Genomic DNA, 22,109 nt, shown 5'->3' with positions numbered 1-22,109 from the left:
CGGACCAATGGAAGGCTGGTGGGGTATCCTGAAGTCCGAGATGTACTATCTTCGCAAGTTTACGGATAAAACTGAGCTGATCTCGACGATAGAGGAATACATCACCTATTACAACACAAGGCGTTACCAGATCAAACTGAGCAGCATGACACCTATGGAATACCATGAAGCATATGCTGCGTGACCAGTCGGTGCTTGCCAATTGTTAACAACAAAGCAGCCTGCACAAATTGCACAGACTGCTTTTGGTCACTACATAGAATATTTTTGTTTTTACGCTGTCTACTTGACAGGGGGCGGGTCAGAATGATCTTCTGCACAGCTTTTTTGTTTGGATAAGAAAGTAAAAAATATGTGAAAGCTATTGACAAATACCCCGTGGGGGTATATACTAGAAGTATGAATCATACCCCAGGGGGGTATAATAGGAGATGATAAAGTATGTCGGATACTGAACATTTCTGCTGTTGTGACAGAAAAAAAGTCCGCAGTGAAAAAGAACGCCGTGAGCTTATGAATCGTCTGAAACGTATCGAAGGTCAGATTCGCGGCTTGCAGCGTATGCTTGAAGAAGACGCATACTGTCCCGATATCCTTACACAAGCATCGGCGGCAAACTCTGCGCTGAACAGTTTTTGCAGAACTCTTCTTGCAAGCCATCTGCGCACCTGTGTTTCGGAGGATATCCGTGAGGGGCGCGAGGATACTATCGATGAACTGATGAATACTATTGAAAAGCTTATGAGGTGATATTTGGTGGAGCAATATCAAGTCACAGGCATGAGTTGTGCGGTCTGCGCAGGACGTGTTGAAAAAGCCGTAAAGGAAGTTCCGGGAGTGACCGCCTGCAGTGTCAGCTTGCTGACGAATTCAATGGGTGTCGAGGGCGATGTTTCTGCGGCAGATATAGTTGAAGCCGTTGAAAAAGCAGGCTACGGAGCATCACCAAAGAGTGCTTCGATGAAAGCAGAATCTGGCGGCTCGCCATCCTGGGCAGATTCGGAAGCCCTTAAAGACCGTGAAACACCTGTGCTGAAAAATCGTCTGCTGTGGTCGGTGCCTTTGCTGATGGTGCTGATGTATTTTTCCATGGGTCATATGATGTGGGGCTGGTATGCTCCCGACGCTTTTGATAATCATGTGTTTCTTGGTCTTTTTGAACTGCTTATCGCGGCGGCTGTTATGGTCATAAACGGAAAATTCTTCATTTCCGGTGTGAGCTCGCTTATTCATAAAGCGCCGAATATGGATACCCTTGTGGCACTGGGCTCGGGTGCATCTTTTATCTATTCGGTTGCTGAGCTGTTTATTATGATACTGGCTCAGGGAGAGGGCAGACACGATATCGTGATGAAGTACGGTATGAATATGTACTTTGAATCTGCCGCCATGATACCAACGCTGATAACTGTTGGCAAAATGCTTGAAGCGAAGTCAAAGGGACGGACTACCGACGCGCTCAAAGGTTTGATGAGCCTTGCGCCGAAGACCGCTGTTCTGCTGAAAGACGATAACGAAACCGAAGTCGGTATTGAGGAAGTACGTGCGGGGGATATTTTCGCGGTGCGTCCCGGTGAGAAGATTCCTGTGGACGGTGTGATACTAAAAGGCAATACCTCGGTGGACGAATCAGCTCTGACAGGGGAGAGTATCCCCGCAGATAAGTCCGAGGGGGACAGTGTGTCCGCCGCTACCATAAATCAGCAAGGGTATATCCAGTGCAGAGCAACAAGGGTCGGTGAGGATACAACTCTCGCGGGTATAATACGGACTGTATCAGATGCTGCGGCGACCAAAGCACCGCTTGCACGAATTGCCGACAAAGTTTCAATGATATTTGTGCCGACGGTCATCGTGCTCTCTGTGCTGACACTTGCAGGCTGGCTGATAGCGGGGAAGTCATTTACATTTGCCATAGCGAGGGGTATCTCGGTTCTGGTGATAAGCTGTCCCTGCGCACTTGGGCTTGCTACCCCTGTTGCAATAATGGTTGGCAGCGGTGTTGGCGCTAAAAACGGTATACTTTTCAAAACTGCTTCAGCTCTTGAAGCTGCAGGCAGGACACAGATCATCGCACTGGACAAGACAGGCACTGTCACCGAGGGACAGCCCTCTGTGACGGATATTATTGCCATAGGTATAGATGAAAAGGAACTTCTCACACTTGCCGCATCCCTTGAAAAAAACAGCGAGCACCCTCTTTCAAAGGCGGTAACATCAGCCGCTGAGGGGCTGGATATAAAGGAAGTTACCGATTTTGAGGTGCTTTCGGGACACGGGCTGAGGTGTACTCTAGATGGCAGAGAACTTGTGGGCGGAAGTCTCAAATTCCTGACTTCAAAGGGCATGACCGAACCGTCCCTGACCCAGCGAGCGAATGCTCTGGCAGAAGAAGGCAAAACACCGTTGCTGTTCGCATACGATGGTAAAGCCGTGGGTCTGATAGCGGTTTCCGACAGGATAAGAGAGGATTCGGAAAAAGCTGTGCGTGAGCTGAAAGGTATGGGCATCAGCACCATAATGCTTACAGGTGATAATCAGCGCACCGCGAAAGCAATCGCGGCGCAGGCGGGTGTTGACCATGTTATTTCAGATGTGCTGCCCGCCGACAAATCAGACGTAGTCACCGCCATGAAAAAGCTTGGCAAGACAGCCATGGTAGGTGACGGTATAAACGATGCACCCGCGCTTACTTCAGCGGACAGTGGTATAGCCATCGGTGCAGGCACGGACATCGCTGTTGATGCAGCGGATATTGTGGTGATGAAGAACCGTCTTTCGGATGTAACTGCTGCCATAAGGCTCAGCCGACACACTATCCGCAATATTCATCAGAATCTTTTCTGGGCATTTTTTTACAATGCGGTGTGCATACCCCTTGCCATGGGTCTGTACGGCATTGAGATGAAGCCGATGTACGGTGCGGCAGCCATGGCACTTTCGAGCTTTTTCGTATGTATGAATGCTCTGCGGCTGAATCTGGTAAAACCTTATGATGCCGCTCACGACCGGAAGATCGGGCAGATAAACAGTGAAGCTGTCGCAGAGATAGTTTCTTCGTCAGAAAAAAAGGAGGATAAAACCATGACAAAGACAATGAAGATCGAAGGTATGATGTGCCCCCACTGCGAGGCAAGTGTAAAGAAGGCTCTTGAAGCTATCGACGGTGTTGAAAGCGCCGCTCCTGACCACACCTCAGGAGTTGCTGTGGTCACACTGTCATCTGATGTTGGTGACGATGTTTTGAAAAATGCTGTTGAAGCTAAGGATTACAAGGTTCTCGGGATCGAGTGATAATTTATCAGTAAGATCACAAAGGCTGTGAAGTTTGATACTCACAGCCTTTTATATTGGGCGTAATGATGATTGTGGAATTTAGGTTATTGCATTTAATGATTATTTAATAAACCCCATGCTATAATGTGAACACAGAAAGGGAGGGAACAATATGTATCTTAGAATATTAAAGAAAGATCTGAAAAGAAAAAAGACAATGAACATCATACTTCTGCTGTTTGTAATACTTTCTGCCATGTTTGCGGCATCAAGTGTGAATAATATCCTGTCTGTTGTGAACGGGCTGGACTACTTTTTCGAGAAAGCGAATATGCCAGATATGTTCTACGCCACCAGAGGTGAGAAGAAATCACAGTATATCGAGGAATTTTTGCAGGAGAGCGAATACGTCACCGATTACAGGCGTGAGGATGTTATCTACCTCATATCCTCGAACCTCCAGCGTAACGGAAAAAATCTGTGTGACCTTGACAGGGTGGGTATGCTCAACAAAATCGATACGGTGGGCATAAATGTTTTTGACAGCAATAATGAGATGCTGACCGAGGTTGAAAAAGGAAAGATATACATTGCGGGTCAGGAGATCAAAAAGACCGATCTGGAGATAGGTGACAAGATAACAATAGATCTTGATGGCGTTTCTAAGGAGTTTGAGTTTGCGGGTTATATCAAAGACGCACTTTACGGTTCATCTATGATGTCGAACCCGAGATACGTTATAAACAGTGAGGATTACAGAGCTTTTGCAGAAAATGAAGCTATAAATACAGGTTTCGCTGGAAATATGTATTATTTCAATATCTCAGACGAAAAGGCGTTTACTGATGCTTCTGCTAAATATGCACCTTATCTTCAGCTGAATTTAGATATAAATCTTATCAGAATGACATACCTAATGGATATATTGGTTGCGGCTATTCTGATGGTGCTTAGTATAGGTCTGTTGATAGTTTCATTTGTGGTGCTGAGATTCACCATCGGTTTTACTATTTCTGAAGAGTTCAGAGAGATAGGAGTAATGAAAGCGGTGGGTCTAAATAACAGCTCCATCAGGGGAATGTATCTGGTGAAGTACCTTGGCATCGCTGTACTTGGTGCATCTGTAGGATATATTTTAAGCGTGCCCTTCGGTGCGGCACTTCTTAAAAGTGTCAGCGAAAATATGGTGCTTGGCAGTGATAACAGTGTGCTGATAGGAATTGTATGTTGTCTTGCAGTAGTTGCAATGATAATGCTTTTCTGTTGGAGATGCACAGCTAAGATAAAAAAACTTTCTCCTATAGATGCTGTGCGCAACGGTCAGACAGGTGAGCGTTTCAAGAAACGCAGCGTTATGAGCCTCAGCAAGAGCAGACTTGGCAGCACCGGCTTCTTATCCGTTAACGATATACTCAGCGCACCAAGGCAGTACGGTCTTATAACATTTATATTCATACTGTTCACGCTGCTGATAATGGTACTGACAGCCACCGCGAATACCATCGACAGTGATTCGCTGCTGTATCTTCTGAGCGTTAAGCAGAGTGATGTTTATCTGACCGATAGTGAGCGCAGCATGGAGATAATAGGAGGTATAAAGACGCCCGATGAAGCTTCTGCTGAGATAGAAAAGATACTTTCCGATAATGATATGCCCGGAAAGGTATGGGCTGAACCCTGGTATCAGCTAAACGTTGAGTATGCAGGGAAGAACACCAATCTCAGCTTCCTGCAATGCAGCAAGACAGATACAAAAGATTATGAGTATACCGATGGCACTGCACCGATGTACACCAACGAGGTAGCTTTTGCCGAAGCTGCCGCAGAGAAAATAGGTGTAAAGATAGGCGATACCGTTAAGATAACTATTGACGGCAGCACAGATGAGTATCTGGTATCTGCACTGTTCCAGAGTTTTGACCAGATGGGCATGGTTGGCAGACTTCATCAGGATATCGAGATCAAGGAAACGACACCATCTTCCATATTTGCATTTCAGATAGATTTCGATGATGATCCCGGCAAGGAAGTTATCAACGAGCGCAGGGAAAAGCTGAAAGATATCATGAATGTCAGTATCGTTGAAGATTCACGTGAATTCACGAAAAGCAGCATGGGTGTCGGCGATACTATGTCTGCTGTCAGAGATCTTACGCTGGTGCTTGCGGTGATAATCATTGTGCTGATAAGTGTGCTGATGGAGCGTTCGTTTATCGCAAAGGAAAGATCTGAGATAGCACTGATGAAAGCTATCGGTTTCAAGGAACGCTCGGTAGTGGCACATCATACACTGCGTTTTCTGTTTATTTCAATATTTGCAGTACTCATTTCAGCATCCCTTTGCGTACCGTTCACCAAGCTAACTATGGATCCGATTTTCGGAATGCTGGGTGTTATGAACAGCGTTGAATACAAGTTCGACGTTCTTTCGATGTTCGTTATATATCCCGCAGTTATGATAGCGGTCACAGTGGTGAGCGTACTTCTTACTTCACTTTATACAGGCAAGGTAAAGGCTTCGGATACGGCGAGCATTGAATAGTATAAAAACTATTCTTCAAACATCCTGATATGTACACAGTAAACGACACCGATCTTTGAGATCAGATGTCGTTTGCTGTTTTCCCGGGAAATGAATATGTAGTTGACGTATCTGCAAAATGGGAGTATAATATTAGATATGAGTATAAATATATGCGAGGTGTGAAATGGTCGATATACTGATTGTTGAGGATAACAAGGAGCTCAGTGTTCTGCTGTGTGATTTTCTCAGGGCTGATGGATATACAGTCAGCACTGCTGAAAGCGGAGAAAAAGCGTTGACTTTTTTTGAAAAATACGGTGCACGACTTGTGCTTTTGGATATCAATCTTCCTGGCATCGACGGGTTTGCCGTTTGCAGGCGGATACGTGAGCAAAGCAATACTCCAATACTGATACTTACCGCAAGGATAGACAGGGAGGACAAGCTGAACGGTCTTATCTTAGGGGCTGATGATTACATCGAAAAGCCTTATGATATCGACATTCTCATAGCCAAGGTCAAGGGCATATTCAAGCGTCGTCTTGCCATGGACGATCTCTCCGACGGCGATATTACCCTAGACCTTACAGCGGAAACAGTTACCAAAAACGGAGAGCCTTTACAGATAACAGCCAAGGAATTCGAGCTGTTAAGATTGTTCATCGAGAACAAGGGACAGACCCTTACCAAGGAGTTCATATTCAATCGCATATGGGGTTCTGACAGTGAATCCGAGATACAGACGCTGACAGTCCATATAAAATGGCTCCGCCAGAAGATAGAGCCCGACCCCAAAGAACCTAAGCGAATACTGACGGTATGGGGAAAGGGTTACCGCTGGGAGGGCTGAGATGAAAAGCTTCGACAAGCTTATAGTGTTCTTCATTGTGATAATGATTCTTCTGACAGCTTGCGTTGACCATATACTGCTTAAGGACCGCGGTGAGACTTCCGGGTATTACCTTGTTGAGGTAAACAGAGTGAAACATCGGCTTGATGCAGGTGAAAAAGTCAGTGCCGATGATTATACTTCCATAACAGGGATCTATGATATTGAAGCAGAGGATGAAGCCGCATTTGAAAGCAAGAGAGAGTATGTTATCTGCAGAGCAGGTGGCAGACTTTATAGGATAGAGTATGATGACAGGAAAGATAACAGCAGCAAAAAAGCATTTGCCGCTGTGAATATTGCTTTCATCTCAGTTACGGTAATTGTGCTGGCTGTACTCCTCTATCTCAGGAGCAAGATGATAAAACCTTTCAACAGGATAAGCGAACTGCCCTATGAGCTTTCAAAGGGCAACCTTACCGACCCCCTCAAAGAAGACAAAAGCAGGTACTTCGGCAAATTTGTATGGGGACTTGATATGCTGAGGGAGAAGCTGGAATCTTCAAAGCAGAAAGAGTATGAACACGCCAAAGCTGAGAAGACAATGATACTTTCTCTTTCACACGATATCAAAACTCCGCTGTCCTCAATAAAGCTTTATTCCAAGGCGCTGGCAAGAGGACTATACAGCGATCCCAAGAAGCTGGAAGAAGTCTACGGGAGCATTGGTGAAAAGGCGGACGAGATAGAGCGTTATCTTGAAGAGATAATCAAACATTCCTCCGATGATTTTATAAGCTTTGAAGTTGAGAACCGCGACTATTATCTTTCGCAGGTCATCGATGGTATTGGCGCTTTCTACAACAGCAAGCTTTCACTGAATGGTACAGAATTCACTGTTGAAGACTACAACGACTGCATGATAAACGGAGATCCCGACCGACTTACCGAGGTGCTTCAGAACATTATAGAAAATGCCATCAAGTACGGCGACGGCAAAAGCATAGAGATAAGTTTTTCGGACGAAGAAGACTGCCGTCTTATTACAGTAAAAAACAGCGGCTGTGAACTTCCGAAGAACGAGCTCGACCACATATTCGACAGCTTCTGGAGAGGCTCAAACACAAACGGCAGGCAGGGCAGCGGGCTCGGTCTGTACATATGCCGCAGACTGATGAACAGTATGCGTGGTGATATTTTCGCCGATATAAATGACGGATACATGAGTGTAACTGCCGTATGCCGAAAAAGCTGATGACAAAAAAAGACTGTGCGATCACTGAGATCACACAGTCTTTATATTTGTGATTAATATTATTCAGCAGAAAGTGCTGCCTCGGGGATAGCAACTTCTTCATCAGAAACGCCGCCCCAGTTGCTGAAGTTAAGAACCATGCTCATTGTCATATCCATCTTGACATCACTTGTATCATCGGAACCAAGTGAGCTGAGCAGTTCGGACATATCGAAAGCGATGTCCTCCATAGTAATGCTTACAGGATAATAATCGCTGCCGATAGTCATTACCATATTACCTTCAGCTTCTCCGCCGCCTCCCATACCGAATAGGGACTCTGCAACTTCACCGCCGTTTGCGAGGATATCCTTCAGTGCGATGGTGATAACATAATTGTCGCCGTCTTTTTCAAGAGTAGCATTCTGGAATACAGCCTCATCACCGATCACCTCATTGGAGAATGCATCAGCATCGAGTGTAGTAGTAGAACCAACAGTCTTTGTCCATGTCTTGCCATCGTCAGTAGTTACATAGGTATTGCCGTCTTCAGACTGATAGCTCTCCTGAGTTTCTGTAATAGGACTGCCTGTACCCTGATCGGTAGAAGTGGTCTGAATTGTGTGAGTGTTCTTACCGTTTGTCTTTGAAACGATATCAGTTGTGTTCTTCATATTTGTGGTAGTGCCGCTCATGGTCATTACCATATCGATATCCATCTTTGCAGTAACTTCGCAGTTCTTGCTGTCAGCAGTGGTCTCCTTTACCTTAGCAAGCAGTTCGGTGAGCTCTTCATTAGAAGATGCAGCGGGCTTATCGGACTCAGCCTTGGACTCTGTCTCAGCCTTAGACTCAGCTTCAGCTGCGCTCTCAGCCTCTGCAGCAGATTCCTCTGTTGTTTCAGCTTCGCTTACGTCTACTTCGCTGGCAACAGCCTCGCTTGCAGATGAAGCAGCAGACTCGGTATCATTGGATGCCTTTTCAGTGTCTCCGCAAGATGCAAAGCTAAGTGTGAGTGCAGCTACGCAGAGCATAAGTATCAGTTTCTTTTTCATAGTTCGATTATCCTTTCTTTCTTGAAATTATAAATTCCTAAATTATTCAGTGCTTTCCGTAAATACTTTTCAAAAAATGAATTAACCTTTGCGGAATTGCGACTACATTATAACATTTATCCGATAAAAAGTCAATAGATTTGCTGAAAAATCGTTTTTTCAGACAATGCCATGCTGTACTTATCAGTCTTTTTCGGGTATCTTTTTAGTGCTCAATGTCGAGCCTTTGAGCCACCAGCCGCTGAGGTAGTTCAGCCATGTTATGGTACAGCCCGTGCCGAAGCCGAAAAGCCCGTTCCACCAGATTATGCTGTAACCGAAAAAGTCGCTATACCTGAAAATGTATGTAACTATAATTCGGACAGTAAGTGCGCAGGTGGCAACAATGGTCGGTATAAAACTGTGGTTGGTGCCCTGGAATACTCCGAAAAGTGGGATATACACCGAGAGTACCACGTTGACGAGTGCTATCGTCCGCAGGTGCTGTATGCAGTAGCCGGCGGCGGCATCGTTAAGTTTGAAAAGGTCGATTATGTTCTGAGAGGTAAGCATTATCACCGCGGATATTATCAGTGTGATGCCGACTGAAATAAGTATCGTCTGACGCGCACCCTGCTTGACACGCTCAGGCTTTCCCGCACCGTAATTCTGACCTGTGTAAGTGGCAAGAGTAGTCTGAAAAGCGTTGCAGGGGAGGTTCAGGTACATCTCTATCCTTGAACCTACTGTGAACGAAGCTGTCATATTCTCGCCAAAATCATTTACCGCGCGCTGTATCAAAGTCAGACCGAGAGAAACTATCACAAGCTGAAGCGCGATTGGCGTACCTACTATAACAGTGCTTTTGGCGGCTTTGCTGTCCCAAACATATTCACTCAGCTTGAAGCGGAAAACGGGGTATTTTTTTATCATGTAGATATAAGCTGCTATGAAAGAACCAGCCTGGGCGATATCGGTTGCTATCGCCGCGCCGAAAACTCCCCATTTGAAAACTTTTATGAAAAGCAGGTCGAGTACGATATTCAGCACCGAGGATATCAGCAGAAAATAAAGGGTAGCTTTGCTGTCACCCACTGCCCTGAGTATAGCCGAAAAGGCATTGTAGCCGAATTGGAAGATAAGTCCTAAACAGTACCATCGGAAGTATTGTACCGCATAGTCATGATATTCAGGCTTTACGCCCACAAAATGGGTCAGCACAGGTTCGCTGACGGCTATTCCTATTACAGTTGAAGCGATACCGAGCGCCAGCAGTAAAATTATGCCCGTTGAAGCTGTTCTGCGGACGGCTTTTTCATTTCCCGCACCGTAGTGCTGTGCGATAACAACGCTGTTTCCCGAAGAGAAACCTATGGCTATCGCAAGAAAAAGGAAAGCAAAAGTTCCCGTAGTACCCACACCCGAAAGTGCGGACTGTCCCGCATTTCTGCCTACAATTACCGAATCGGCGGTATTGTAAAGCTGCTGCAGCAGCGACCCTGCCAGCACTGGCATGGCAAAGCTGATTATATGTTTCCACGGAGTACCCTCCGTCATTGTTCTTTTTGACATTTTTTATCACCGCTCCCGAAAAAATCACAATTACCATTATACTCCAATTTTTTATGATTTTCAATCGGCTGAATAAACAAAAAGTGCGCCCTGCGGATAACCGCAGACGCACTATGAATGTCAGTTTATCATACCTTAGGCAGACCAGCAAATCCCTTAGCCAGATCATCATCTGTGGGGATATAGTCGCTCATCTCGCCGTCGTTGAACTTCTGGTATGCAACCATATCGAAGTAGCCTGTACCTGTCAGACCGAAGAGGATAGTCTTTTCTTCGCCTGTTTCCTTGCACTTGAGTGCTTCATCGATAGCAACGCGGATAGCGTGGCTGGACTCAGGTGCGGGGAGTATACCCTCGATACGTGCGAACTGTTGTGCAGCCTCGAATACCTTGGTCTGCTCAACGGATACAGCTTCCATCAGCTTATCATCATACAGCTGAGAGAGTGTGCTGCTCATGCCGTGATATCTCAGACCGCCTGCGTGGTTAGCAGAGGGGATGAATCCGCTGCCCAGAGTGTACATCTTAGCCAGAGGGCAAACCATACCTGTATCGCAGTAGTCATAAGCGTACTTGCCGCGGGTAAGGCTGGGGCATGATGCAGGTTCAACTGCGATGAAGCGGTAATCAGCTTCGCCGCGGAGCTTCTGACCCATGAAAGGCGAGATAAGTCCGCCAAGGTTAGAACCGCCGCCTGCGCAGCCGATGATAATATCAGGCTTTTCACCTAGCTTTTCAAATGCAGCAAGGCTTTCAAGACCAATCACGGACTGATGCAGAAGTACCTGGTTGAGTACCGAGCCCAGAACATAGCGGTAGCCTTCTGAACCAACAGCAACTTCAACTGCTTCGGAAATAGCACAGCCAAGGCTTCCTGTTGTGCCGGGGTGTTCTGCCAGTATCTTTCTGCCCACGTTAGTTGTATCAGATGGAGAAGGTGTAACAGAAGCGCCGTAAGTACGCATAACCTCGCGGCGGAAAGGCTTCTGCTCGTAGCTTACCTTTACCATGTAGACCTTGCAGTCCAGTCCGAAATATGCACAAGCCATTGAAAGTGCAGTACCCCACTGACCTGCGCCTGTCTCGGTGGTAACACCTTTCAGACCCTGCTTTTTAGCGTAATAAGCCTGAGCGATAGCGCTGTTGAGCTTATGGCTGCCTGAGGTGTTGTTGCCCTCGAACTTATAGTATATCTTAGCGGGAGTACCCAGAGCCTTTTCAAGGCAGTAAGCTCTTACCAGAGGAGAGGGTCTGTACATCTTATAGAACTCGCGTATCTCCTCGGGGATATCGATATAAGCGTCGGTAGTGTTCAGCTCCTGGTCAACCAGCTCATCGCAGAATACAACGCCCAGTTCTTCGGCTGTCATAGGCTTGAGTGTTGCTGGATTGAGCAGGGGAGCGGGCTTATTCTTCATATCAGCCCTGACATTATACCACTGCTTTGGCATTTCACTTTCTTCAAGATAAGTCTTGTAAGGTATATTTTTGTCCATGATTAATAAAACTCCTTCTCTATTTGCTGAAATAATTATCAACTTTTGATATTATAGCACACTAAAGCGATAATGTCAAGTTTTTTTTTCGCAAAAATTGCGTGACTGAAATAGTTACTTTATCTTTATAGAAATATTGCATAATAACATTAATTGGAATTTGTTGTTATAGTCGAAAATTGCTGCTGGCGGTGGTTTGCTGGTTGTCGCCCCTCGTTCCTCGGGTCGAGAAATCAACGAGCTACCGCCGTTGATTTCGGGCGCGGCAATATATTTACGGACATAGTTTGAGCGTGGACTATTTGTATTGTCCACGCTCTGAAATTTTGTTATTGCCGCGCCTATTTTGGAAGTTTGCTTTGCTTTTATAGTTCGCTATGCATTTTAGTTTTGCTCCTTGGTGATTGAGGGCTCTGCCCTCAAACTCCCGCAAGCCTTTCGCGAAAGGCTTGACCCAAAGCTCTCTTCCTTGGCAGTATTCGTAGGTTTGTTGTTTTATGCCATTATTTTGTCAGCTTGATAACAGCAGAACCATCGATACTTGTCAGCTGTGTGCCGTTGGACTTGAAGCAGGTGTTCTTGGGATCAACTGTGATCTTCTTGATCTTGTAGCTCGAGAATGCACAAGTACGTATCCTTCTTACAGAAGGTCCGAATTTAAGTTCAGCCAGCTCACCTGAATTCTGCATAAGGGATAAACCAAATGCACCGGTGCCGATGTATTCAAGGCTGTCTGGAAGTACTATCTCTTTAAAGCCAGTACAGCCCTCAAAAGCGTAGTCGCCGATCTTAACGAGAGTCTTCGGGAATGTGATCTTTTTAAGACCCTTTAACTCATCATCATCTAATCCGAGAGCCAGACCGATCTCGTAGCTTCCGTAGAATGAGTAGCGGCCTATTTCAGTAACACCCTCAGGTACGGTGAATTCTTCATGTGCCAGACCTGTGAAAGCAATAAGCTTTTTCTTGTCGGCTGTGTAGAGAACATTTGCGTCAGCAGTGAAATTCTTGTTTCCGCTCTCTACAGTTATTTTGTCAAGGGCAGTACACTGACAGAATACACCGTCGTCGATAGAAGTAACGCTCTTGGGTATCTTGATCTCTTTAAGACCTGTACTCTCAAATGCGAATGCTCCAATGCTCTCGACAGTTGAAGGTATTTCGATGCTTTCCAGCTCTTTATAATAGCTGAACATGGACTCGGAGATGGTTTTCAGTTTCTTGGGCAGAGTTATCTTCTTGGTAGTGGAAGGACCGTCTGAAAGTCTTCCGATGTATTCAACAGAATCGGGGAATACTATCTCTTCAGGGTTAGTTCCAGAGAATGCTTCTGCACGGACAACAGTTACCTTTTTACCGTCAACCTTATCGGGTACAGTCAGCTTCTTGGTCTCTTCCTTGCCTGAATTCTCGAACTTTACAAGCTCGGCGTGATCGTCAAGTATAGCGAATTTCAGTACGCCCTTGTCCACCTTTTGCTCTTTGAGCTTTTCTGTGTTGCCGTCCTTGATGATGTAGCTGCCGATGTTGCTGCAATACTCCTTGCCGTCGATAGTGAATACACTCATCTGAACTGCGTATTCGCCGGATATCTCAGAGAGTTTGCAGGCTTTTACATCAAAGTTATCGCCCAGCAGGCTGAACTGTCCGCCTACAGTATTCGCTTCACCCTCGCTGTAATGTTTGTGTGAGTCACTCTTGTCAGGTATGTATCCTACGAATGGGCAATCAAAGGAGAGCCATTCGCTAAGGTCTATCTCATCCTTTGAAGTAATGGGCACACCGTTTTCGGTGGTTTGATTTGTATTAAGACCTGTTATAGAAGCGTTACTCTTTTCGTCAACGTGGGACTGGAGCATTACCGACATATATTCGTCTGAAAGATCGCGGGTCGCACTCAGCAGACCGGCGGAGCGGTAATTGCCATCGCCGAGATATTTGGTCTGGCAGAGGTTAGGTTCCGCGTCCTTATCGGTAATAACACCGATAAGTGTTGGGTCGAGATCCATTTTCGCAATGCCCTTGTCATCGACCTCGGCGGGTATATATAACATATAGGGAGCCCAGCTTTTTTTGCTGTCACTGGGGTAAACATTTTTAAGTACGGTGTAGTAAACACCACGGATATTACCCAGTTCCTCCTTGGGCAGCTGAGAATATGCGTAGCCGTCGTCCTTGTAATCCTTGTTGGATGACTTAGCGCCCTTTTCAACTACTTCGATATCGAGTTTTGAAAGGTTAGGATTTGAGTTTGCAGTTCCCGAGCTGCTTTCGGGCTTTGAGGAACTGTCATCCTTCTTGGAAGAGCTTGAATCCTTGGAAGAACTTGAATCAGCCTTTGATGAACTGCTGTTCTCTTTCTTTGAAGAACTTGACTCAGCCTTGGAGGAGCTGCTTTCTTCTTTCTTGGAAGAACTTGATTCCGCTTTGGAAGAACTGCTATCTTCTTTTTTCGAGGAACTGGAATCAGCCTTTGAAGAACTGCTGCTGTCTTTCTTTGAAGAGTTGTTGTCAGGCTTGGAATTGGAAGAAGATGTGCCGCCTGAAGTCTCACTCAGCAGAGTGTTCATAAGTGCCTTGTATTCGGCATTGATTGGAGTATTCTGGATATAATCACTGCCGCCCAGATATTTCAGTATAACAAGGCTGGTATCGAGGTCGGCTGTGCTGTTTGAAAGCGGGAAGTATACCGACATACCGCAGGTGTTGGCGATAGTGGTAGTGCCGTCGATAAGCATATCATTCATGGCTGATTTCAGCTGCTTTGTTTCATCAGCATAAGTACTCGAAAGCGAAGTGACCATAGTGCCCAGGTCTGCAAGGTCGAAGCTTGCGTAGCTGTGCACACCATTCAGGAATTTATCGTATGATCTTGTATCACCGCTTTGCAGATCATCGTTCATCGCCTTGCATACGCCGCCCACTGCGTCTTTTACCTTGTCGGTCTTTGAAAGGTCGAATGCTGCGAGAGTCGCATCGGAGATATAGCAGTGTGTGCTTATCTCTGAAAGATAATCGAAGTAGGTCTTGATGATGTTCTTACAGATCTTGGGGGTATCTGTGGTTCCGTTTACGTCTTTGAGGAACTCATAGTTCCAGCCGCAGCCGGGTTCCGAATCAGCGGAAGCCACAAGATATTCAGCGTAATTCTGCCAGAGATCTGCAATCTCTATTGAGGACATTACGCAAGCGTCAAAGCCAACAAATTTTAGCTTCTTTTTCTTGAAGTCGGATTTGTCGAGAGCAGTCTTCATCTCTGCAACAGTAAGGCTGTCACCAAGATTAGTTTTGCTGTCCACATTCAATTCGTCCGAACCATAACCCAGAACAGGTCCGCCGCCGTGATCCCAACATATCAGAGCATAATCATCAGCGGGATACTTTGAAGGAACATCTTTTAGGAAATCGCTGAAAGTATCTGCTTTGCCCATGTTCTTCTTATCGGTCTCATATATGGTAATGCCCGCGCCGTTATCGCCTTGTATATCAGCATCCTTGGACTTATACTCAATGTAAGCGTTCTTGCCTGAAGGATAACCGGGTATCCACCAGGTATGAGCGCCGCCGCAGTATACCACAAGGTTAACGTCCTTGTCGTCAAGACCGCTGTATATCATCTCACCTATGTCAACAGTAGCGGCTTTTGATGCCTGTTTGCTTTCCAGATCAGAGCCTACCATATATACCATTATGGTCAGCTTTTTCTTATCTTCTTTCTTTTTATCAGACCATTTTCTTGCTTTGCCAGAAGTGCCAACATTTACCCTTGTGTTGGAAGTTGTTCTGAGTGCACCTCTGTCTACGGACGAAAGGGAAGTCATCCTCATATTGTCAGCAATAGCTCCGCCTGAAAGATCGACGACCTTCATGCCGTTTTCATCTTCTGTGGTCTCTGCGTCGGTTGTATCTTCCTCAGAAGTAGTTTCTTCGGGTGTAGTAGATTTGTCTTCAGCTGTTGTAGTGGCAGCAGCTGAAGAAGAATCAGCAGCCGAAGAACTATCCTCTGCCGGTTTGTCGCTGCAGCCTGCCATAAGCGAAGCTGTGAGCATCAGCGCTGTTACCGCACTGATAATCTTTTTGTTTTTCATTGGTTTCCTCCTGTTGTATTTTGATCAGACGTTTTTTTCAGCGTCAAATATCAGTAGTAAATTTATAAAAGAACACTAATTGATATTTTAACACAATAAAGACATTTTGTAAAGATATATCATGCAATTTTTAACTAAATAGCGGTATGTTGTCACATACGGGAAGAATTTTTGTAAAAACTGCAAAGTTAAAAAATTTACATCTCTTCATTCTCTGAAAGAATGTGGTCTTTTTCAGCGTAACTTCAAAATGATATTTATTTTTACATTCTGATCCTTATTTCAACGTCGATATACATTTGATACTAAATGTAAAAATTTGTACAGAAGTATCTTTACTTTTGCGGGAAGATGTGCTATACTAATTAATGATATATCTTAAAAGAAAGGGGGAGTGTTCTGTGAGGATAAAAGCAGCGTCTGTATTGCTGGCAGCGGTGATGCTTTGCGGGTGTACTGTCACTCCGCAGGCTGAAAAGAATAACAGCAACAAACCTGTGGCAAGAGATTATAAAGAGGATGAAAATGATTCTCCCGAAGTGCTGACCGCACATATCGCTCCCGATGATAAAGATTACGAATATGGCGGTGCGCTGGTGTACAGCGATTTTAATTTTGGCGATGATTTTAATTTTATAGATTCAAAGGTAAACGATGAGCAGAGGGTCTGGACATTCGTCTACTGGGGTGCTTATGACGAGAATGACGAAAAGTACCGCGACCTTAATTTCTTCCAGCGTACACCTTCCGAATGTACTCCCTATGATATGGTGGATCGTTACGGCGGAAAGGCAGTACCGGCATCGGAAGACGAAGATAAATTATTACAGTATGCTAAGATAACTGAAACTGAAGCTTTTCTTATGAATGCAGCTCATGCAGAGCAGTATTTCGATTATAAGTATTATTTCCCCGAAGATTCAGGCAGACTGGGACAGTATGCGGGTCTGCGTTTCTATTTTGACGGCAAGGGACAGATGGTGCTGGCGGTGATGTACCTGAATGACGACCTCATGCCCCTTTCTCAGGTGGAGAGAGATTCTTATACTTTCAGGGAAACGTTTGAAAAGTATTCGCCCGAAGGCTGCACCCTTGTGCCGAAAGTTATGCTTAAAGGTATGGAGAACTGGCAGCAGCTTCCTGCCGATGAGGCTTTTCCCGTGCTGACATTCAAGGACGGCAAGGTAAAAGTTGAATGTAAACAGACCAGCGGATCTGCCGCCGATGGCGAGGGTGCTCTTAAAAACGGCGTGGAGATGGGTTATACCGAAACAGACGATTCGGTGGAATTCGACCTACCCGCAGGCAGTGACAGCATGACAACTTATCTTTCATACAACCGTTATCTTGATGCTTATGAGCTTCATGACCCTTACTGGCGCGATAAATACGGCTGTACTCTGCTTATGTGCAAATCGAAATAAGTAATGAAAGCGGATAATATTCTATGAAGAATAATGAGATAAAGAAAATAATGAATGATAACCGCAACGATATCGCCAAAGCTTCAAGGCTGATGGTCGGTATAGTACTGGGTGCGGTCATTATAATAGGTGTTGTATTTTATGGTATAGCGCCGAATACCAAAAAGTCAAATAAAGGAGATAAAAATTCCTCAGCGGTACAGGGCAAAACCGAAAAGTCGGTTTCTGTTGAGAATAGCGACGATTCCGAATGGGAGGATACCCGTGAAATACCTATGGGCCATCTATATCGTGTTTCATCTGATACGACCGTTACAGATAAGAGCGGGGAATATATTGGCGCAGCAGGTGAGGGTGAGCTGTTTTCTTCCTATGACGAACTCGATATCTCCCAGTTTGGCACAGGTCAGCAGATAGAGGTGGAATACCTCTCACAGACAGGATATCTCCCTGCTGATGACCTTGCGGAAGTCGGTGCTGCGACAGTTCTTCCAACGGCAGGCAACAGCATTAAGACAGATGCCAACAATTCAGCTTTTCCAAGTGATACCGAAGACAGCGGATTCATAGCGGCTGCTGCACTGGTCAATTGCCAGAAGCTTTATAACTGGGATAAGTATGAGCTGAAAGATGCGGCAGGAACTCTTGGTACGGGTGATGACTTTGTTAAGCTGATAGAAGAGTATTCTGGCGGTGATCTTATTGCTGATAGAAAAACATCATTCAGCGCCAATGACTTAGCTTCATGTATCGACGAAGGAAATCGTATCCTGCTTGCAGTACGCTACTACGAAGGTATCGCAGATTTTGATTACAGTGATTACTACGGTATAAGTTCGGGTACACAGTATGTGGTAGTATGCGGATATGAGGTGGAAGAAGAGGGAGATATATTGTTCTATTGCTGCGACCCATTCTACGGTACCGGTGGCAGGAGCCTTGTTTCTGTAAGTGCAGATACTCTTGTTGCTTCTGCGGAACTTGTAGACGATGCACGCAAAGGCATGATAGTTCTCAGATAATATTATAAGCTGTCCGTTCGCGTTGAACGGGCAGCTTTTATAATAACAGATATGCAAGCCCCATCAGAAGCTTTATGTCCGCACCTTGTTTGTACAGAATGAATATCAGCATAGCGATGAGAGCTTTTTCTTCGTCTATCTTTATACCGTCGAGGATAGATGAGATATTATCGGCGTGTGCAGGATGTTCTGGCTTTTCTTCCTGTGAAGCAACAGCTTCTTTTGAACGCTGCTGCATTTCCAGCACGCGGCGTAGGGCGTCCTCCTGCATTTTGCTGAAATTGCTGTCAGATGATGCCAAAAAGCCCGCCTCCTCCGAGCCCGCTCTCTTTCAGTGCAGGATAAATATTCATAATACGGTATATTTTTATCACTCTGTCAAGCTTTACACGAGTTTCTTCTTTCAGCAGAGGGCGCAGAGCCGACATAAGGCGGATATGATCGTCGTCCTGTGATGCGGTCTGCAATATCTGGCCCAGCTGCATCAGCTTGACCGTATCTATACTATCTGTTTCTGATCGTACCGCAGGCGCAGCTGGCATAGCATCTGAATTATGTGAACTTAGCATACCCGCAAGTTCACGAAGCAGCTTCATGCTTTCTTCGTCCTTCAGCACTTCCTGGATCCTGTTCATCATGTCCTCCATATTATCCTCCTTTTTACGCTATTTTCCCGAAAGTTTCCGTATCAGCGCCTGTGCCTGCGGACTTTCCATCAGCTTCTGACAAGCAGTTTTATCAGCAAGAGTTTTTGTCAGCTTCTCCTGCTGAGCGGCGGGAAGATTTTTCAGCACATTGCCTAAGTCGCCGCTGCTTATCTGTCCTGCAAGAGTTTCGGGCGCAATGCCGAGCTTTTTTGCAGCTTCCTCCAGCAAGGGTCTTATGTTCTCAGGAGTTTGTCTGTTATCTGTCATATCATGACCTCCTTAAAAATTTGTAAATATTCACATACTTGCACTAATTCTCTTGATTTTTGATTCTAAATGTGATATACTAAACACAATGTGGAAGGGGGGATCAGTCCATGAGGATCATTGTTTTTTCGGATACACACGGTAATTTTGCCGCTATGCAGAAGATTATAAAGCGTAATGGTGATGCAGACCTTTTTATATTCTTAGGTGACGGTCTGTCGGAGTTCCGAAAGCTGAAAAATCATTATCTTGATAATAATATGATATGCGTTAAGGGTAATTGCGATTTCGACAAGGAACTCCCCGAAAGCATGGTATATGTTCTGCCCGACGGCAAGCGTATGTTCCTCGCCCACGGCGATAAATGGGGCGTAAATTTCTCTGTTGAGAATATCTACGAGAAAGCCAAAGAGGAAGAATGTCAGTTTGCACTTTTCGGACACACCCACAAGCGCTATTATGAACAGCGCGGCACTATGATGATCCTTAACCCCGGCAGTGCGGGTCAGCCTCGTGATGACAAACCGCCCTGTTATGCATGGATCGATATCACCCCAACGGGAGTTATTTATAATTACGTTAATCTGTGATGCGAGCGCACCTGTGGGTGCGTTCTTTTTTATTATATGCACAAAATGTTTCTTTTGAACCAATGTCTTCCGACGTATAACGACAAAAACGTCCGCACATTTCTGTGCGGACGCTTTTATTTACGAAGTCACGATTTGGCGGGGGATAATATGTTTATAAGTGTACATAATTCAGTACAGTACACGTTTGCATATCTATTTGCTGCTTGCGTGATGTCTGCGTTTACACTCGTACATCTTTTCATCTGCCGCTTTCATTGCCATATCGATGTTTTCTTTATCTGTAACTTTAAGACAGGCATCGCCGATGCTAAGCGAAAGCCTGAAAGGCTCTTTGCCTGCGGCATTGAATCTTTCTGTCTCACCTTCGACGCTCTTGATATATTTCTTGGCAGGGCAGATACCGTCAGTAACGGGTATCACAACGATAAACTCATCTCCGCCAAACCTTGCACAAACTGCACTGCTCCCGGCTAGAGTGCTGATTATCTTTGAAGCGGCGATTATAGCTTTGTCACCTGCATAATGCCCGAAATTGTCGTTTATGAATTTGAGCTTGTCCAGGTCTATGGAGAACAGCGCATAGTTCATGATCCCGCTCTCGGTGAGTTCTGCCATGCGCATATAGAAGCCCCTGCGGTTGTAAATGCCTGTCATGGGGTCGCGCATATGCATATCTGCCACCTTTGCATAGGCTTTTTGCAGCCGTATCTTGGTTTTCAGCGTCTCGAATATCTCGTTGGTATTGCTGACTAATCTCTGTGTGAACAGAAAGTCGAAATCCATGCTGTCTATGGCTGCGGCAAGATATCCCATGCTGTTGCCCTGGTAACTCAGCGGAGTTATCAGCAGTGCCGAGTGTTCTTCAAGCACCTTTTCAAGATTTGGAAGAAGTTCTTTGCGGCTAAATGGGATGTCATATGTATAAGTCTCAGGAGATGCTGTTTCACCGCTGTTTTCACAATGTACGAACAGTACCATATCATCAGCGGAAATAAGTTCTTCTGTATTATCGCTTCGGTCGTCTTTAAGGAGCCGCTGGTCTATACAGCACCATACGGGGCACTCGCAGTATTCAGGTATCATCCGTGCAAACTGTTCATAGCTGTTCAGTTCTCTTATATGAGAGCTGTACTCGAACATCTTGCGCTCATGTCGTTCTCCGTCTTTAATTAAAAGGAAAAGCTCTATCAGTTTGCTGTTCTTATCCGCTTCGGCGTGTGGCACACAGCCACAGGATTGTGATATCCTCAGCTTATAAGGGATGACCGTCAGTCGTTCAGCGGGAGTGCTACCTGCCATCATAGCTTCAAGCAGATCAAAAGAACTCCTGCTCAGCTGATCCGGCTCGCAGGCGGCAGTAGTCAGGCGGGGCAGCATATATTTTTCCTCTTCTATGCCATCGAATCCGCTTATAATAACATCTTTCGGAACATCTATGCCCCTGCTCCTGAGGAAATTTATGCAGGTCATAGCTTCTGAATCATTGGCGCAGATTATAGCGTCCGGTGGTTCGGTCTCACCGTTATAGAATCTCTCCAGTACTTTAAGGGTGGGACTTTCCCAAAACTGCCCGTAACCAAAGCGTTCGGGCTCAAATTCACGACCGTTCTCCGCTAGTACCTTTTTAAAAATATTCAGCCTTTCTTCTGAGAAACTGTTATTTTCCATGCCGCCTATAAAATTCAGTCGCTTTGGCTTGTGAACTTCCACCATATGCCTTACGACCTGTTCAAAAGAACTTACGTAGCTGAAAATGACACAGAAGCAGTCTGGAACATCTCTGTCAACACACAAAAATGGTTTGCCTAAAGCTTTTGCGTGTGCAAGAACTTTCTGCCATAGCTGTTCGCTCTTGATGCTTTCGGGCATGAGAATAAGACCGTCAAACACAGGCGAATCCATCAGCCTGAAGATCTCGGTCTCGGCACGGGTGTAATCGATTCCATAATATGTAAAATTGCTTATGACTATCGTCTTATATCTGCGCCTTTCGGCTTCATGTATCAGTGAAAGTACTGTATTCTGTGTACCTGAATCATGTATTCCTGCGCAGACTATACCAATGATCTTCTGATGGTTGCTCATGGCTTTCATCCCTTTGCG

17 protein-coding genes are annotated in these 22,109 nt (G+C 45.4%); 9 read left to right on the top strand and 8 right to left on the bottom strand.

Annotation, left to right across the window (positions count from 1 at the left end; translation table 11 throughout):
* From BM265_RS15095 to BM265_RS15070, 6 genes are all read left to right on the top strand, one after another.
* A partial coding sequence (locus BM265_RS15095; RefSeq protein ID WP_143098747.1) for an IS3 family transposase occupies nucleotides 1-184 on the top strand: 184 nt, incomplete at its 5' end.
* A 257-nt stretch (nucleotides 185-441) separates the two neighbouring features.
* Nucleotides 442-750 (top strand): metal-sensing transcriptional repressor, encoded by a 309-nt coding sequence (locus tag BM265_RS15090; protein WP_074962840.1) that lies wholly within the window; start codon nucleotides 442-444, stop codon nucleotides 748-750.
* A 6-nt stretch (nucleotides 751-756) separates the two neighbouring features.
* Nucleotides 757-3,294, top strand: coding sequence for a heavy metal translocating P-type ATPase (locus tag BM265_RS15085; protein WP_074962839.1), 2,538 nt, complete (start codon nucleotides 757-759; stop codon nucleotides 3,292-3,294).
* Between the two features lie 154 nt (nucleotides 3,295-3,448).
* The gene (locus BM265_RS15080; protein ID WP_074962838.1) at nucleotides 3,449-5,818 is read left to right on the top strand and encodes an ABC transporter permease; all 2,370 of its coding nucleotides are present in this window, start codon (nucleotides 3,449-3,451) and stop codon (nucleotides 5,816-5,818) included.
* Nucleotides 5,819-5,984: 166 nt separating this feature from the next.
* Nucleotides 5,985-6,650, top strand: a complete 666-nt coding sequence (locus BM265_RS15075) for a response regulator transcription factor (protein ID WP_074962837.1) — start codon at nucleotides 5,985-5,987, stop codon at nucleotides 6,648-6,650.
* A gap of 1 nt (nucleotide 6,651) precedes the next feature.
* Nucleotides 6,652-7,884 (top strand): sensor histidine kinase, encoded by a 1,233-nt coding sequence (locus tag BM265_RS15070; protein ID WP_074962835.1) that lies wholly within the window; start codon nucleotides 6,652-6,654, stop codon nucleotides 7,882-7,884.
* 59 nt (nucleotides 7,885-7,943) lie between these two features.
* On the opposite strand, the gene BM265_RS15065 is transcribed toward BM265_RS15070, so the two are convergent.
* The 4 genes from BM265_RS15065 to BM265_RS15050 form a co-directional block, all read right to left on the bottom strand.
* Entirely contained in the window at nucleotides 7,944-8,918 is a 975-nt protein-coding gene (locus tag BM265_RS15065; RefSeq protein WP_074962833.1) for a DUF6612 family protein, read from the bottom strand.
* 183 nt (nucleotides 8,919-9,101) lie between these two features.
* Nucleotides 9,102-10,469, bottom strand: coding sequence for an MATE family efflux transporter (locus tag BM265_RS15060; protein ID WP_074962831.1), 1,368 nt, complete (start codon nucleotides 10,467-10,469; stop codon nucleotides 9,102-9,104).
* Between the two features lie 128 nt (nucleotides 10,470-10,597).
* Nucleotides 10,598-11,965, bottom strand: a complete 1,368-nt coding sequence (locus tag BM265_RS15055; RefSeq protein WP_177219608.1) for a TrpB-like pyridoxal phosphate-dependent enzyme — start codon at nucleotides 11,963-11,965, stop codon at nucleotides 10,598-10,600.
* A 503-nt stretch (nucleotides 11,966-12,468) separates the two neighbouring features.
* Nucleotides 12,469-16,053 (bottom strand): clostripain-related cysteine peptidase, encoded by a 3,585-nt coding sequence (locus BM265_RS15050; RefSeq protein WP_074962829.1) that lies wholly within the window; start codon nucleotides 16,051-16,053, stop codon nucleotides 12,469-12,471.
* Nucleotides 16,054-16,454: 401 nt separating this feature from the next.
* Between BM265_RS15050 and BM265_RS15045 the strand changes: the two genes are divergently transcribed.
* Nucleotides 16,455-17,477 (top strand): hypothetical protein, encoded by a 1,023-nt coding sequence (locus tag BM265_RS15045; protein WP_074962826.1) that lies wholly within the window; start codon nucleotides 16,455-16,457, stop codon nucleotides 17,475-17,477.
* A gap of 23 nt (nucleotides 17,478-17,500) precedes the next feature.
* On the top strand, nucleotides 17,501-18,499 hold the full coding sequence (locus BM265_RS15040; RefSeq protein WP_074962824.1) for a hypothetical protein: 999 nt from the start codon (nucleotides 17,501-17,503) through the stop codon (nucleotides 18,497-18,499).
* 37 nt (nucleotides 18,500-18,536) lie between these two features.
* Here BM265_RS15040 and BM265_RS15035 read toward each other — a convergent pair whose 3' ends face one another.
* Genes BM265_RS15035 through BM265_RS15025 form a run of 3 tightly spaced genes read right to left on the bottom strand, consistent with a single transcriptional unit; the run spans nucleotide 18,537 to nucleotide 19,413 of the window.
* Nucleotides 18,537-18,800 carry a hypothetical protein gene (locus BM265_RS15035; protein ID WP_242940865.1) on the bottom strand — a complete coding sequence of 88 codons (264 nt, stop codon included), beginning with the start codon at nucleotides 18,798-18,800 and terminating at the stop codon, nucleotides 18,537-18,539.
* Complete coding sequence (locus BM265_RS15030; RefSeq protein ID WP_074962822.1) at nucleotides 18,787-19,146, bottom strand: hypothetical protein; 360 nt, start codon at nucleotides 19,144-19,146, stop codon at nucleotides 18,787-18,789. Before BM265_RS15030 ends, BM265_RS15035 begins: the two co-directional genes overlap by 14 nt.
* 18 nt (nucleotides 19,147-19,164) lie before the next feature.
* Complete coding sequence (locus BM265_RS15025; protein WP_074962821.1) at nucleotides 19,165-19,413, bottom strand: hypothetical protein; 249 nt, start codon at nucleotides 19,411-19,413, stop codon at nucleotides 19,165-19,167.
* 110 nt (nucleotides 19,414-19,523) lie between these two features.
* Between BM265_RS15025 and BM265_RS15020 the strand changes: the two genes are divergently transcribed.
* A complete protein-coding gene (locus BM265_RS15020; RefSeq protein ID WP_074962820.1) occupies nucleotides 19,524-20,003 on the top strand; it encodes a metallophosphoesterase family protein in 480 nt (159 codons plus the stop codon).
* Nucleotides 20,004-20,198: 195 nt separating this feature from the next.
* Here the strand turns inward: BM265_RS15020 and BM265_RS15015 are convergent, their stop codons facing one another.
* The gene (locus BM265_RS15015) at nucleotides 20,199-22,091 is read right to left on the bottom strand and encodes a GGDEF domain-containing protein (RefSeq protein WP_074962818.1); all 1,893 of its coding nucleotides are present in this window, start codon (nucleotides 22,089-22,091) and stop codon (nucleotides 20,199-20,201) included.
* Nucleotides 22,092-22,109: the final 18 nt, after the last annotated feature.

Source organism: Hominimerdicola alba, assembly GCF_900112155.1.
GTDB lineage: Bacteria > Bacillota > Clostridia > Oscillospirales > Ruminococcaceae > Hominimerdicola > Hominimerdicola alba_D.
Note: the sequence above shows the minus strand (reverse complement) of the source record. Positions and strands in the feature narration are given on the sequence as shown.